This window comes from Sphingobacterium nematocida (genome assembly GCF_900168125.1).
In the GTDB taxonomy this organism is placed as follows: Bacteria; Bacteroidota; Bacteroidia; order Sphingobacteriales; family Sphingobacteriaceae; genus Sphingobacterium; species Sphingobacterium nematocida.
Genome location: NZ_FUZF01000004.1, coordinates 1 through 14,885, shown reverse-complemented (window position 1 = coordinate 14,885; position 14,885 = coordinate 1). Strand labels below are relative to the sequence as shown.

Below are 14,885 nucleotides of genomic sequence, written 5' to 3'. Positions count from 1 at the left end.
CTAAATACGTTTTCGGTTATCGTCCGAGTTGGTATCGATCAATTTATTATAAGGATCTATCCCTACCTCAAATGGTTTTTTGTCCACAAATAGCGTAATCTTATTATCGATCTTATTTATTTTGTGCTTTTTCAGGTAAATTGCCTGTTCCGTCTGAAAACCATGATCCGATTTCTTAGGTTCTGCAAAAACACCGATCTCCACATAATCGGCCAAGGGTAATGAAACAATATCTTTACCATCAACCTTAGCTTTCAGACTATCCGCTCCATTCCGACCATCTTTATACACCCGCTTACCTTTATCATCTGCCCGGTACTTGGCTACATTAAACACGATATCTACCTGATATTTGTTTTCGGCTATTTTTTTGGACGTTACCTTATGCATTGCATTATCGTACAGCGTAATGGTCTCGTACATATCTTTAATAGCATACTGTAGGGAATCCGGGGTATTTCTTTTCAAGAGATCAACAAATTCTAACGAGGTCGTATAAGGCGCATCTTGAAATGCCACCTGAGCGACATATTGCTTCAAGAACGAATTGAAAACCTTTTCACCAAGAAAATCACTCATCGCGTACATGACCAATGATCCTTTATTATAGTGTATATACTGCTGATTTTCATTGTACATCAATGGATTTTCTTTCAGTTGTTCCATCGTACGACCACGCAGATAGCTATCCAGCCCTTCTTTCAGGTATTTACGCATCTGTCCTTTTCCATAGGTATGCTCTAAAACTTTTAGCGAACTATATTCGGCCAGAGACTCGGATAGCATAGTAGCACCTTTTACATTGGCTCCTATCACCTGATGCGCCCACCATTGATGTGCCAGCTCATGTGCAGTCACCGAGTATGGGTAATCTACCTGATCGGGATTATCATCATCCACTTTAGCTATAAAACCGATAGCTTCCGAAAAAGGTACCGTGTTGGCAAAAGCCTGGGCAAAAGTACCATGTGTGCGTGGGAACTCCACAATACGCATCTGCTGGAACTGATAATGACTAAACTCTGCGCCATAATAGCCTAAGGACTTTTTCATAGATGTCATCATTCGATCCAGATTAAAGGTATGATCCTTATGATAATAGATTTCCAAATTAATTCCATTCCACTTCTCTTTCTTAACAGCATATCGTGCAGAGATAAATGAATAAAAATTTAACATCTTCTGATCCATCTTATAATGAAAATACCGTCGTCCATCCTTCACCCACTCTTTGATCAGGTATCCAGGTGCCAAGGCAATCTGATCCTCAGCGGTACTGATTGTCGTCTCAAACTGAATCCAATCGGCTTCACTAGAAATATACGTATTAGCTAGTGCCGCGCTATCCGTTGGATCGGCCATACGGTCCCGTTTTGGCAGTTTATACTTTGCACGGACTTCATTATCCACCAATTCATAATTATCGCTATAGCCAATACTTGGAAACAGGCTATTATTAATAAATGTTCCATTTTCCAGAATAGGTGATTTATCTTTCAAAAATGTATTCGCTTTGTTCTTCAATACACTTTTTATCTCCATACTCTCCTGCGGCATTAAAGGTTTACGCAGTGCATAAATATTGACGTGTAGTAATGAATCGCGCGTTACCAGAAAGGCATCATTTCCTATTTCCATATGTTGCACCTCCTCCGAATAGTTGATAAACAACGTATCAATAGCTACTTTACTTTTGTTTTCAACTTTAAAAAGTACTTCTGCATAATAATTTCGTTCATTTGGATAGATATCCAAAAGGACTTTGGTATCTACTATACGAGGTTGAGCCTGCTTGTGATAACGCTTATACTGACGTTCGTATGTCACCTGTTCCAATTCCCTCTCTATTTGCGATACATAGCGTTCAGAAACGTTGTTATGGTAATAAATAGCTCCTCCCAAAGCGAGAAACGAACCCAAAAATACAATCAACGGCAAGTAAATCGTTGGTTTAAAACGTAGTCTAGCTATGCTCAACCGCTCCTTTACACTGGATAGTATACCCCGTTTCCAAAACAAAAGTGTCAGACAGGTCAGTACCATAGCAAACAGTAACCAATAGATCTTATAAATCATATAGTTCCGAAATACGCCATACCCATTCATGTCCGAATAGCTATAGCCCGGGCCCGTATTAAATTTAAATATTGCCTGTTCTACACCGATCTTAGAAAGCATCGGTACCCCAATAGTGATAAACAGACACACCATAAATCCTGCCATGTAGTTTTTGAACAGGGACTGAACGAATAAGGCAAATAAGATGAGGATAAGATACTTCATCATATCTAAGCCAAAAAGTTCCTTTACATAATTTCCTATTTCAAAATGATAGTAACCTTGATATGCCTGGTAAATGATCGCCGAAAGCATGCTAATCAGCAATACGACGCAAGTCATCTTCAACAAAGCAAAAAACTTGGAAAGCAACATTGTCCAGTTAGGAACAGCGGTAGCGTCAATCAAAAGATTCATCCGATCTGTTTGCGCCCGCTGTATGAGCATACCTGCAAAAAGAAAAATCAATATCTGCAAAAAGAAACTATATACCCCACCTATTGTATTAAGCATTTTCCAGGTTACGGGATAAGTCTCGGTACCATACATCTGTCCCGCGGTAGAGGCAACCACAAGTACCATAAGCACCGTAATCACCATAATGACAATAAAAGTCCAATTACGAACGACGTACTTAAAGTCATATTGGGAAAGATTCCAGGCTACCTTTAAGTGAGACAGGAAAGAAAAGCTGTATTTAACATCCGATAATTTCACCCGGATAATGCTACCAAAATTATCTTTGACGACTCGATCGCCTTTCGTCTTTCTAGAAAAAGTAAAAGCACTTTGCGCGAACGAGAATGTATAATAAACAAATCCTAGAATTAGTGCAGCAACCCCCAACCATATTAAACGGTTATATAATACAACGCCCATAAAAGGCAAATCCTTCGTATTCTGCTCTTCAATAGTCCAGTATTTTGTATAGTACTGAATAGGTTCGAAACCAAAAGGATCGAGAAGTGCTACCAGATACCTATTGTCCATATCCTGTGTCAATGTGCTCAATAGCGATTGAAATACAAATAGCAGAAGCACGAAGATAAATCCTACATAGATATTCCGGGTGAAGGTTACCAAGCCAAAAACCATAGCACCAAACAGGATCAAATTGGGGATAACCAATAGTATCAAAGCTTGTAAATAAGCCCAGGCTCGTGTAGGTCCTAACAAATCTTTATTGATGCCGGGCAAATACTGGGTTACGACAAAACCAATGATCGTGGTAAAAACCACCAAAATGGTGACGACTAGTGCACTCAGAAACTTGGCCGACAAATAGGTCCCTTTAGTCAACGGATAAGAAAACAAAACACTGTGTACCTGATATTTAAAATCCCGATATACAGCCGCTCCTATGATAGTAGGCAATAAAAAATAGACAAAAGTAGATAATGCATTCAGAAAGCCATTGATATTCAACGGTGAGTTGACTTTGATCGGGCTTGAAGTAGTGCCCGTAGCTCCATCAAACATACCTAGCGCCGAGGCCATCACAAATACCGACAATATAAAAAAGACAAAGCAATAGATGTAAAACGCCGGCGTATTGAGCCACCGCTTGATTTCAAACTTAAAAATAGTACTAAACATGAGCCGCATCATTTTTAAGTGAAACAAAATATACGTCCTCTAACATCGGCTTGGCCATTGAAAAATTGTCTCCTGGGCTCACTTCGCTGTATACCCTTACATTCAACGTATTATCAGGGTTATAGTTAGCGAAAATCACATTTTGTTCTTTGCTTACTGCCTCGTAATCGTCTCTCAAAATCACAGTGTTCCAGATTTTTCCCTGTAAGGCTTCTTCTCCAGCCTGCGCGGTACCGCGATACAGCACCCGACCTCCATTCACAATAGCCAATTCGTGGCACAGCTCACGTACATCATCCACAATATGGGTAGAAAATATAACCGTATTGGATGTACCGATCTCTCTCAATACATTCAAAAACCGATGGCGCTCAGCCGGATCTAGCCCCGCCGTAGGCTCATCAACGATGATAAGTTTGGGCTTGTTCAATAACAACTGTGCGATACCAAAACGCTGCTTCATTCCTCCTGAATAACCGCTCACATTTTTCTTCCGAACTTCATACAGATTGGTTACCTCCAGGACTTCTTTCACTATTTTCTTTCGGTCCGCAGCCGATGATATTCCTTTTAGCTGTGCAAAGTAGGACAACAGCTCCTCTGCCGACAAATTGGGATAAACACCAAAATCCTGTGGCAAATATCCCAACACTTTTCTAAAATCCATCTGATTAGCAAATACATCCATACCATTAAACAAGATTGAGCCTGTATCTGCAGATTGCAAGGTTGCTATCGTACGCATCAAAGAAGATTTACCGGCACCGTTTGGTCCTAAAAGTCCAAACATCCCCACGCCAATTTCTAAATCTATACCATCAAGTGCACGCACACCATTACTATAAGTCTTTGTCAGTTGGTTAATTTTTAAGCTCATATTTTGAATAATTTTGTAATTAGTTACTTAGTTAGTAGCTCCCAAGATGGAAATGTTACAGTAAAAAATAAAAAATTATCCAGGAAGCATTGATAGGCGTCGATTCGACTGCCATAGCTCTCTGTTTCGCTATGCCTCCATCGGGATGATAGCGTAGTTTACGAGTCTGTCATTGGTCGTCCTAAAATCTCAGTCTAGTTCGTTTTTGCCCCCATTTTCACCATATAGTATACCGGCAATCCCAATACGATTAGGATAAATCCAGGCCAGGTGTATTGCGGTTTAAATAAAATCAGCAAGACACAGAATGCTGTACCAATTAAAAGATAAAGAATTGGAGTAATTGGATAAAGAAACGTTTTATAGGGTCTTTCGATATCAGGTCTTTTCCAACGTTGGTAGATGACTCCAAAAACCGTAATCATATAAAAAATGACAATTACGAACGAAACCATATCCAAAAGGTTGCCATATTGACCACTCAAACATAACAAGGAGGCCCATACACCTTGCATCCAGAGCGATTTTTCCGGTACCTGATACTTGTTATTTGCAATAAGGCCTTTAAAAAAAAGTCCATCTTTTGCCATAGTCTGAAATACACGGGCTCCAGACAAAATCAAACCGTTAACACATCCAAAAGTAGAAATCATGACCAAAACAGCCATTACATAAGTCCCGGTATGACCTAACAATTTTTCGGCTGCTGCCACCGCCACACGATCATTTGCCGCAAAAGCTATTTCATCCCTTGTCAGCGCAGCTAGGTAGATATAATTACAAAAAAGATACAGCAACATCACCAAGGACGTACCGATGATCATAGAACGTACTACATTGCGCTGGGCATTCTTTATTTCTCCAGATATGAATGTCACATTTTCCCATGCTACACTACTAAAAATCGAACCAACCATAGCTGCAGCTATCCCGCCCATCAATACTGTTCCTGATATTTCGGTCCAATCCGATTGATTTATATTTTGAAAGGATGACCATCCATAACTGATATTGGCTGCAAAATGATTGTTGCCAATCAAAAATGCGCCTCCCAATACCAAAGCGACCAAAGCCACAATTTTGGAAACGGTAAAAAATGATTGCACGATCTTACCGCTTTCTACACCTCTGGTATTAATAAAAGTAAGGAGAATAATAACACAAATCGCTAGTATCTGCATCCAGGTAATTTTAAAATCACCATATTGAAACAAGGGTGCGGCATCATTTAGCGCGGGAAAAAGATAACCTGTGAATTTTCCGAACGCTACCAATCATCGATCCCATCACGATCATGGTTGCATCCCAAAGGTTAAGCTGTCTGTTCATCTGTAAATAAATTGACTTTTAAAGGCCATATGGAATATCCAAAGCATATTATGCACGAATTGTTGTAATTGGTGTGCATGCTGCTTCGCTGTCATGCGTATCTGTGTACTTTCTGCTGCATGGATATTTCATAAAATTGGTTAATTTTCATAAACCTACAAATAAATTCGGATTTCTAAGTTTTTTTTATTGATCAATAGCTCCTTTATATCCGTATGGATCAAGACGGACAGTGTAATTAAAGGTCATCCTCGATTTCGCTGGAAAGAAACATCATCAGTCTGTACATTTGTTGTATAAAATCAAGTTCCAAAACTGAAAGATTTTAGGTTTATAATTGGTTAGTTTAAAGCGTCCTAGGTTCCCAACCAAAAGACGCTTTTTTATATCCAGAAAAGTTACACTCTTACATTAGAGGAAATCCTGTTTCGGATTTGGATTCAGAAAGGACGAAGAAAGTCTGCACCTTATCTACATTGGGCAGCGCAGACAGCTTATTTCTCAAAAACATATGATACCCTTCCATATCACGTGTGGCAACGCGCAGCAGGAAATCGTAAGATCCCGACATCTGAAAACACTCCATCACCTCGGCAAATGCCGCTACGCTTTCTTCGAATTTTTTAAGAGACTCGGCACCATGGTCCACTAGAAATACCTGCGAGAAAGATATTAATCCTATACCGATTTTTTGTCTATCCAAAATCGCTACCATCCTATTGATATATCCACTTTCTTTTAATCTACGGACTCGATCATGTACTGTAGTAATCGACTTATTGGTCTTGAAGGCCAGATCTTTATTGCTCAATTCTGCATTTTCTTGGAGCAAACGTAGTAGCTTTATGTCTATCAGATCTAAGTTCATGTTAAAGGGAATCTAATTTCGAGTATCGGATGGTTTTAATCTCAAAAAAATCTTGCTATTCTCATCAATGGATTGAAATCCCCTATTACTTCTTTGTTCCAGTATAAGCACTCGCTTTTCTGCCGTTTTACAATCGGGATACAGTGTGAGTTTATATATTTTACCAGGCTTTATCAGTTCCATAATTTATGGCGACAGCAACTCATTTTACAACAAGATATTATTCAACAAAAATCACCAATAATCTAAAAAACAACAACAGGATAACCAATATTCAGTAAAATATCTATAAAATGACTAAAATTAACTCAATTTCATCAGAATTAACGCAATCGATTGCGTTATTGACGTGTTTTTTTCTGAAAGTGTTTGTATTCAATTGACATCAAGAACTTTCATGATCCGCGGACTGGCGAATCATGAAATGAAAAACTAAAGAACCGCAAGCATCTGGTTATAACCGTGTTTGCCCAGAAAGCAAACACGGTTATAACGACTGAAAAGAGTGATAGGAAAACACTATTTTCTTCACTTTACTTCTTTTTCAGGTCTTTAATTTTTGTTTTATAACCTTCCACCGTATAATCAAATATCCGGCCTTTGTATTGCTCATCTTTCAGCTCTTCCTCGCCTTTTATTACGGCTTGTTCCATTGTGGATATTGCACTTTTATAGTCCCCTATTTTAACATACCCATCAGCTACTTTATCCAGAATCATCGAATTTGTAGTAGGATTACTTTTTAACCAATCAATAGCTGTTAGATAACTACTTTTATCAAGACCATTCTGCTCTAACACCATCATAGCTAAGCTGACTTTAAAACCAGGCGACTCTTTCAACATCACATCCGCATAGGCAAAAGCTTCTTTTGCAGACTTTTTGGTCAACAATGTCTGAAACATGGTAGACTGCAACGCACCTTTTAAATAAGGGATTTCTTTAGCACCGTCTTCAATCGCCTTTGTTAACTTTTCAAAGTCAGCAGCTTCTGCAGCGTCTTTCACCGCCTTGAAGATTCTATCCATTTGTTCACTTTGTTTGTTGGAAGCCTGCTGTCTTTTCGCATAGATTCCCTTAAAAGCTTCCAAATCCCAGGTTCCATTCACCAAACTATCCAACGGTCCATCCAATTTGATAGGGTGTCCGATCCATTGGATAACACCGTTTTTGATGACAATAGTCGATGGTATCCCCTTCTGCCCTGCGGCCAATAACCACTTGTTGCCCATATGCTGTGCATTATTGTCCATGATGACATTATAAGCCATACGGTCACCGCTTGCATTCACAAATTTTTCGACCGCTGGTATAGCGGATTCATAGGGTTGCTCTTTAGTTTTCTCCCATACATTTACGCCCACTACTTTAGCTTTACCTTCGTATTTCTTAGCCAGTTCAGAAAGATGTGGCATAGCACCTATACATGGACCGCACCAGGTCGCCCAGAATTCGAAAACATAGACCATATCCTTCTCATCCATCTTGAATGGGGTGCCTTTGATCCATGTGGAATACTGTAACTCGGGTGCCGTATCTCCAACAGTCAGTACTGCCGCTTTATCCGTTTGTGCAAAAACCTGGGATAGCTGTGCTATCCCTAGAATTAATGTCGTTAAAATTGATTTTAAATACATATTATTTAATTTTTAAGTTGTCTTAAATGAGTTAACGTTACTTAGTTTTGACCTCTAATTTCACTTCCACCGGAGGAAGACATTGCTTGTGATCACAGGTTTGGTAATATAAACCAGTGCTGATCAAACTTCCCGTTTTCGCCTTTCCTACTACCTTTTGGACAAACCAAGCTTCTTCTTCATGGATCAGTACATTGGGATCACTTAGATAACGAACGGGATCACTAAATGTCCATTTGCCTGATTTGACCAACCCCTCAGGTAGCGTGAGGAGGTTTTCTAGTTGTACATAAGGTGCGTTATCTGGCACGTATTGGTAAATGTGCCATTCGGGAGCCATACGAACCTTTACAATTACAGCCAGGCTATCGCCATCGGAAACAACTGTCGCATTGAGCGCAACAGGATCACGCTCTGTAGGTTCATCACAAGGGAGAACAGTTATTGCCATAGCAATTTTCTGGTCTAAAACCGATTGGCTCGATGCGATAGGTAGAAGTACACAAAATGCTATTAAATAGCTGAAAATTGTCTTCATAAACTATATGTATCTACCATAAATCTGTACCCATCTGTCTCGGTGAAGAAAAGTTTTTTTCTGTTCTTCGAAAGCCAGTTTTCCCAATCCTTTGCCGTTGTAAAATCTTTGGCTGTATAACGTTTCAATACGCGAAGTGCTAAATCACTGCGGTCTCCTTTTTTTAACATCGCGATACAAGCGTCCAAGAGTTTTACATCGTGGTTTGAAATTCCTATCTGCCGCACATCCTCGTCTATGGTATAGGTAAAGAACTCGTTGGGATCACAATAGATGTAATCTATATTTTCGTTCATATATTTCTGATAAGCTTCAGCATCTGTGCCAAACTGCGCGGCCAATTTCCCCATTCTACGTTTGATAAAAGCTTCCCAATCTTCGATTTTCTGCTCCCGACCAGCATACATCAACTGTTGTTCCTCTTCTGCTGTCAACTTTTCACCACTTGCTTTTTTTGCTTGAATGCGCTTCATCGTTTCAGCATTCTGCTTATTGAAACTTGTCATTGAAACTACATAATCATCATATGTCCTTTTGTTTGCACCCGCTACAATCTCTCGTACATCATCCGTAGTAGCCATCCGATCGTTATATTTCCGAGCTATAGGTGTACGACCATTAAATTTTGCCATATAAGCTACCGTATTGACAAAAACCTTCTTTCCCTGTTCGGTCATTCCTGCTGGCGAAGCTCCGAATCCCCATAGAAAGAAATTACCATGCCTACCCAGAGCTACGGCTCCCACATCCTTCTGGCACACCCCACTGGATATCATCTCCGTATCAGGAGATTCACTAAAACGATTACCTCTAGCCACCAATCCGACACGCGCATCCCGTGCGTCCAAATATCCAGTCTTGTCCACCCGCCACATCGGTATTTCTTTAGGTATATTGGCGCCTGAAGCGTAATGAAAAACCCCTTCTGGTGTAGGTTTATTAACGAAGGTTGGGCTCACCTTTTCAAGCGGCCCCTTAAATATAGCATGGGTACTATTGACATGATGCGCATCCGCATCCAAACAAAGGCATAGCCAGTCTATTTTCAATCCAATACCACGTCCCATTTGATCAGCAGTACTAGCAATGAATACGACAGGTTTTGAAAAATCGTCTGGTAAGTATTTTGCTGGCTTGTATACACGCTTACCATCTGCTCCGACTTCATTGATCATTGGCTCAATTTCTTTAGTCGGGAAGTCGAAAATGGTCACATCATAAGCTTCCGAATCTGTCGTTTTCCACTCCCTCACATCCATCGTCTTTACCGTTGAAAAATAGTTGGACAGCAATTGTTTGAATGCAGGCATCCGAATTGGGTACTCCGCTTTGAATCCCGCTTCAGACAGACCTCCCGGCCCCATACGTCCCGCTTCGAATGTAGGCATAGGCTTAGCTGGGTTGTAGCCTACAAATAGTACTTTAAGAGAGCTAAGTTTTGCTTTTTGTGCCCTTGTGACCCCAAAAGGGATCACAAGGACAAGCATAAATATTACGTATCTTTTCATGTCTTGATTATTAATTCTCACCTATTAGTGCAAAATCATTTCTTACTATCTCAAATAAGAGTATTTTAAATACCATACCCCGTATTTTGATTACCAAACTGCGAATTCAAATCAAACTCTTTCTGTGGGACAGGAAAATAAAACTGTTCGTCACGCACAATCGTCGGTTTGATAGAAGTAACCACAGCAATTGGCATTCGTATTAAAGTATACCATTCTATAGCATCTTCCCCAGAAAAGTTCTTAAGCACCTCCATTGTATTAATTTTCCAAAGCTGTTCCCTCGTTGTCGCATTATCGATAAAAGAGAAATCAGTTAATCCTGATTTGGCAAGCACAGTTTTAAGGACAGTCTTTGCCTCTGTCAAATCTGTTTGCGAACGAATGATGGCTTCAGCTTTTAGATGATAAACCTCCGATAGGCGTATGGCATATTGAGTTTCAGAAGTCTGAGTAGCTAATGTACCGTATGGAATAAACTTGGTAAAATAATACGTATTGGGCGAATAAGAAACATAGGGTGATACCGGACCAATCATCCAGCTTTGTCGAGGATCCCCATTCAACAAATCTCTATAATACCCCTTCGCGGCAAATATACTTGATGCCGCAATACGATAGGCATTCGACAATATATAGTAACTAGCTTCTTGATTTGCCTGTGGCTTAACGCCTAGCAATACCTCTTTACTTGCCAGACCCTTCTGCTGAAAAATATCTTTTAGATTTTGCTCCAATACAAATGGTCCATTTTGCGTAATATCATTAGCTAGATTTACGACTTCTGTAAGATCAGCAGATGTCCCTCGTGTTACTAATACCCGCATTTTAAAAGCCTTCGCCGCCCAAGAAGTGGCATAGTAATTAGGATTACTCGCTTTTGCATTACTTGTTGCAAAAGTCAAATCTGCTAATATATGCTCATACGATTCCTTAACAGTACTCCTCTTTTTACTAATATTACTCAGTGAGCTCAACTCTTCCCTTAGCAAAACACCATTTTCAGAATCTAGATTTTTCCATTCAGCGAAGAACATTAATAACTTGAAATTGGCATATGCTCTCAAAAAACGAGCTTCTGCAAGTATCTCATTACGTCGATTTCCTGTATACTTTGCAGCATCAGTACTTTCAATCCCTTCAATCAAACCATTCGCTGCATTAATCACACGATAACAATAAGCCCAAAAAAAGGAGGGGTAACCTGCTTGAACATTGTTATTGAGTTCATCCTCTAGCACCCCAGCTGCATAACCGATTGTACCAGCAAGCATACCGCCCGACACATTGTGGTAATCCCATTTAGTTACGTTGTTAGTCGCATCCATATTAGCAAATTGGTAGTATACCCCGTTTAAAGCAATTTGTGCTGTCTTTTCATCCGTGATTGCCGTTCCCTCTACTCTAGCATTTGCAGGCATTTCACTCAGCTGTTTATCACAAGATGACAGTCCTAGTATTAACAAAAGAACAGTATTGATATATATGTATTTAAAACTATTTTTCATATGTCTAAAAATTAAAAGCCTAAACGAACACCAAATGTATACTGACGCATAGAAGGATAAGATGCAGAATCAGAATATCCCCCTATTAAACTGTATGGATCATTACTCGTTTCTGGATCCGGACCAGGGTAGTTTGTTATTGTAAACAAATTACTTCCTGACACATAAACCATTGCATTAGCCACGTTTAGCCTTGACATCCATTTTTGAGGTATCATATAATTCACTGAAATCGATTTCAATTTAATGTAAGAGGCATCAAAAACATTAGCAGAAGACACTCCTGTTCCATGGGTATTCGTTTCCTTCAAAATTAATGTTGGACGATCTGCACCCGTATTATCAGCAGAATACGACGGTAATAAAACACGCGTACTTCGGTTGCCACGATCCCCCAAACCAAGAGCCTTATTATCTGGAAGATATAGAATATCACCCCCTTTAGAAAAAGTAGTTAGCGCAATAACATTGAAGTTTTTATACGTAATCGAATTAGTGATACCTCCAAAATAGTCCGGTTGCGCATTTCCGATTACATCCCGTTTAAAATAACCTTTATAATAACCATCCGTATGAACAGCATACATTGGATAGCCAAAATCTAAATTTGTCAATAACCCATATTGAGCATACAAACTTTTTGCTTTGTATTCATCCAACTGTTCTTGCGTTTTGATAATCCCCTCATATACATATCCATATATTAATCCCACAGGCTCACCTTCCCGTAATATAGTATTTCCCATACTCTGTTCAGCCCAAAACGGATTATCGTTTGCTGCCGCAGAAGGATCGCTAAAATCCCGATTAATTTTAGTTACCTTAGAACGGTTGGTCGATATATTTAATGCTAAATTCCAATTGAAGTTTTTATTTCGTACGATATCACCTCTCAAATCAAACTCTACCCCCTTATTGTCAATACTCGCCACATTCATCATAGCTGTAGTAAATCCCGAACTAAGCGCCGTATTCATTGAAAACAATAAATCCGAAGTGTTCTTTTCATAGTAGCCAAATGCCCCTCTTAATCTAGAAGAAAACAGTTCGAAATCTAACCCTAAGTCCTTTTGATTAGTGGTCTCCCACTTGATTTTATTATTACCAAGCTGTGAAGGTAAAAGAGCATTAGTTCCAGCATAGGAAGCGGGGGTGTAAAGTGTGTAGAATAAATTATCCCCAAAATTTTGTGTACCTGTACGTCCGGCGCTAGCTCTGAATTTCAATTCATTTAACCAAGACACATCTTTAAGAAACGTTTCCTGGGATGCTCTCCAAGCTACACCGAAAGAAGGAAAATAACCTGTCCTATTATTTTTTGGAAACTTCGAGGACTCATCCGACCTACCCGTTAAAGTTAATAGATAGCGCTCCTTTAAGGCATAATTTACTCTCATATAAAAACTCAATAGCGAGTTTTGAGATTCTGAAGCTTTTGGCGGGAGAGGTATAGCTGCTGAACTAAGTCCATTAAGGAAATAATCGTCAGGAAACCCTTGTCCCGAAGCGCTAAACAAATTGGTATTCGATTGCTGCCAAGTAGTCCCTGCAAGCACTGAGATTCGATTGTTTTCGTTAAATTGTTTGTCCCAAGTCAGATTATTTTCATAAAACATATCCAATTGATTGGTATAACCCTGCGTAGCGATACCACCATTACTATTCACCGCGCCACTGTACGCAGATACCATTGCTGTCGATGGAATATAATTTAGCTGATGGTAATTATTATAATTTGCTGAAACCGTTGATCTAAATTTTAGATTGGAAAGGATATTAAACTCAAGGGCTATAGAACCTAACAACATATTGTTTTTTGATTCATTCTTCCCGGCTAGCAGCGCTGCAGGATTTTGAATACCCATAGAAGCAGAAAGCCCATAGGTAGTAGCATCAAACACAGCTGGTGAGCCATCGGCATTGTATGGTGCCAAAGTGGGCGGCGCATATAGTGCTGATGAATAAATTCCATTCGTGATATTATTTTTGGTAAAACCGTAATCCAAGTTCGTAATGAAGCGTAACCGAGAAGTAATTTCACTATCTAGATTAATTTTCCCACTAATGCGAGAGAAATCCGTTCCAACTAAAGTTCCTTTTTGATCAGCAAAAGCCAATGAGGTGTAGTATCTTGATCCAGCTCCTCCCCCACGTACACTGATATCTGCATTCTGGGTCCGTCCGGTACGTGTTATTAAGTCAAGCCAGTCCGTAAATGCAGTGCCTAGCACGTCTGGATTCGTCAAAATTGAAGTCGCCAATGCATCAGCCGCTAACCCTTTTTTTGCCCGCAAATCATTAAGATTCTTCGCTCCCTTTGACATCACTTCGCGATATTGTTCGGCATTCAAAAGCTCTTCTGTAATCGCCTTGCTCACCCCTGTATAATAGTTTGCTTCCAATATGGGCTTTTGATTATGCTTCCCCTTTTTAGTAGTAATAATTACGACTCCACTAGCAGCCCTTGATCCATAAATCGCTGTTGCAGAAGCATCTTTCAAGATATCAATCGATTCAATGTCATTAATATTTAAACCTGCTAACGAATTTAATCCCTTGGCAAAGGAAGATCCCACAGCTGTACTCATCTGATCATCATTCCCCAATCTTTCTACAGGGTGGAGTTGCTACCTTTAATGCGAGACAGATTTAATAAGTAATTATAAATTTGTAGAGATGCATAGAAAATTTGATGATTCATTTAAGATAATGGCGGTCGATTTGAGCGTTGTTAAAGGTTCAGTAGCAGAAGTTGCAGGCGAATTGGATATTGATCCCAGTTTACTTAGTAAATGGCGCAGGAACCCACGTTACAATGGTAATAAGGTTCTCCCGGACAATCCTAAGATAAGCCCCGAGGAACAGGAACTGAGGGTTTTGCGTAAGCGACTTAAAGATGCGGAGTTAGAGCGTGATATTCTAAAAAAGGCCATAGCCATCTTCTCCAAGGGAGACGGTCCATATAC

At 39.7% G+C, this 14,885-nt stretch carries 10 protein-coding genes; 1 reads left to right on the top strand and 9 read right to left on the bottom strand.

What is annotated here, in order from left to right; all coding sequences use genetic code 11:
* The 9 genes from B5X76_RS06470 to B5X76_RS06430 form a co-directional block, all read right to left on the bottom strand.
* Complete coding sequence (locus B5X76_RS06470) at positions 1-3,654, bottom strand: ABC transporter permease/M1 family aminopeptidase (protein WP_079642303.1); 3,654 nt, start codon at positions 3,652-3,654, stop codon at positions 1-3.
* Positions 3,647-4,531, bottom strand: coding sequence for an ABC transporter ATP-binding protein (locus tag B5X76_RS06465; RefSeq protein WP_079642302.1), 885 nt, complete (start codon positions 4,529-4,531; stop codon positions 3,647-3,649). Before B5X76_RS06465 ends, B5X76_RS06470 begins: the two co-directional genes overlap by 8 nt.
* A gap of 194 nt (positions 4,532-4,725) precedes the next feature.
* Complete coding sequence (locus B5X76_RS06460; RefSeq protein ID WP_245800996.1) at positions 4,726-5,745, bottom strand: APC family permease; 1,020 nt, start codon at positions 5,743-5,745, stop codon at positions 4,726-4,728.
* A 521-nt stretch (positions 5,746-6,266) separates the two neighbouring features.
* Positions 6,267-6,728 (bottom strand): Lrp/AsnC family transcriptional regulator, encoded by a 462-nt coding sequence (locus B5X76_RS06455; RefSeq protein ID WP_079642300.1) that lies wholly within the window; start codon positions 6,726-6,728, stop codon positions 6,267-6,269.
* Positions 6,729-7,261: 533 nt separating this feature from the next.
* Positions 7,262-8,365: a TlpA family protein disulfide reductase gene (locus tag B5X76_RS06450; protein ID WP_079642299.1), complete on the bottom strand. Its 1,104-nt coding sequence runs from the start codon at positions 8,363-8,365 to the stop codon at positions 7,262-7,264.
* A 37-nt stretch (positions 8,366-8,402) separates the two neighbouring features.
* Positions 8,403-8,903, bottom strand: coding sequence for a protein-disulfide reductase DsbD domain-containing protein (locus tag B5X76_RS06445; protein ID WP_079642298.1), 501 nt, complete (start codon positions 8,901-8,903; stop codon positions 8,403-8,405).
* Positions 8,900-10,411 (bottom strand): hypothetical protein, encoded by a 1,512-nt coding sequence (locus B5X76_RS06440; protein WP_079642297.1) that lies wholly within the window; start codon positions 10,409-10,411, stop codon positions 8,900-8,902. The genes B5X76_RS06445 and B5X76_RS06440 overlap by 4 nt, the downstream gene beginning before the upstream one ends.
* Before the next feature lie 65 nt (positions 10,412-10,476).
* Entirely contained in the window at positions 10,477-11,919 is a 1,443-nt protein-coding gene (locus tag B5X76_RS06435) for a RagB/SusD family nutrient uptake outer membrane protein (RefSeq protein WP_079642296.1), read from the bottom strand.
* Between the two features lie 11 nt (positions 11,920-11,930).
* Positions 11,931-14,507 carry a SusC/RagA family TonB-linked outer membrane protein gene (locus tag B5X76_RS06430; protein WP_079642295.1) on the bottom strand — a complete coding sequence of 859 codons (2,577 nt, stop codon included), beginning with the start codon at positions 14,505-14,507 and terminating at the stop codon, positions 11,931-11,933.
* A gap of 88 nt (positions 14,508-14,595) precedes the next feature.
* Between B5X76_RS06430 and B5X76_RS06425 the strand changes: the two genes are divergently transcribed.
* On the top strand, positions 14,596-14,885 hold a 290-nt coding region (locus B5X76_RS06425; protein ID WP_139375222.1), incomplete at its 3' end, for a transposase.

Excerpts from the sequence above, each read along its gene's own strand:
- B5X76_RS06455 (WP_079642300.1), bottom strand. The coding sequence starts at position 6,728 with ATGAACTTAGATCTGATAGACATAAAGCTACTACGTTTGCTCCAAGAA.
- B5X76_RS06430 (WP_079642295.1), bottom strand. The coding sequence starts at position 14,507 with ATGAGTACAGCTGTGGGATCTTCCTTTGCCAAGGGATTAAATTCGTTA.
- B5X76_RS06435 (WP_079642296.1), bottom strand. The coding sequence starts at position 11,919 with ATGAAAAATAGTTTTAAATACATATATATCAATACTGTTCTTTTGTTA.
- B5X76_RS06465 (WP_079642302.1), bottom strand. The coding sequence starts at position 4,531 with ATGAGCTTAAAAATTAACCAACTGACAAAGACTTATAGTAATGGTGTG.
- B5X76_RS06450 (WP_079642299.1), bottom strand. The coding sequence starts at position 8,365 with ATGTATTTAAAATCAATTTTAACGACATTAATTCTAGGGATAGCACAG.
- B5X76_RS06440 (WP_079642297.1), bottom strand. The coding sequence starts at position 10,411 with ATGAAAAGATACGTAATATTTATGCTTGTCCTTGTGATCCCTTTTGGG.
- B5X76_RS06445 (WP_079642298.1), bottom strand. The coding sequence starts at position 8,903 with ATGAAGACAATTTTCAGCTATTTAATAGCATTTTGTGTACTTCTACCT.
- B5X76_RS06470 (WP_079642303.1), bottom strand. The coding sequence starts at position 3,654 with ATGTTTAGTACTATTTTTAAGTTTGAAATCAAGCGGTGGCTCAATACG.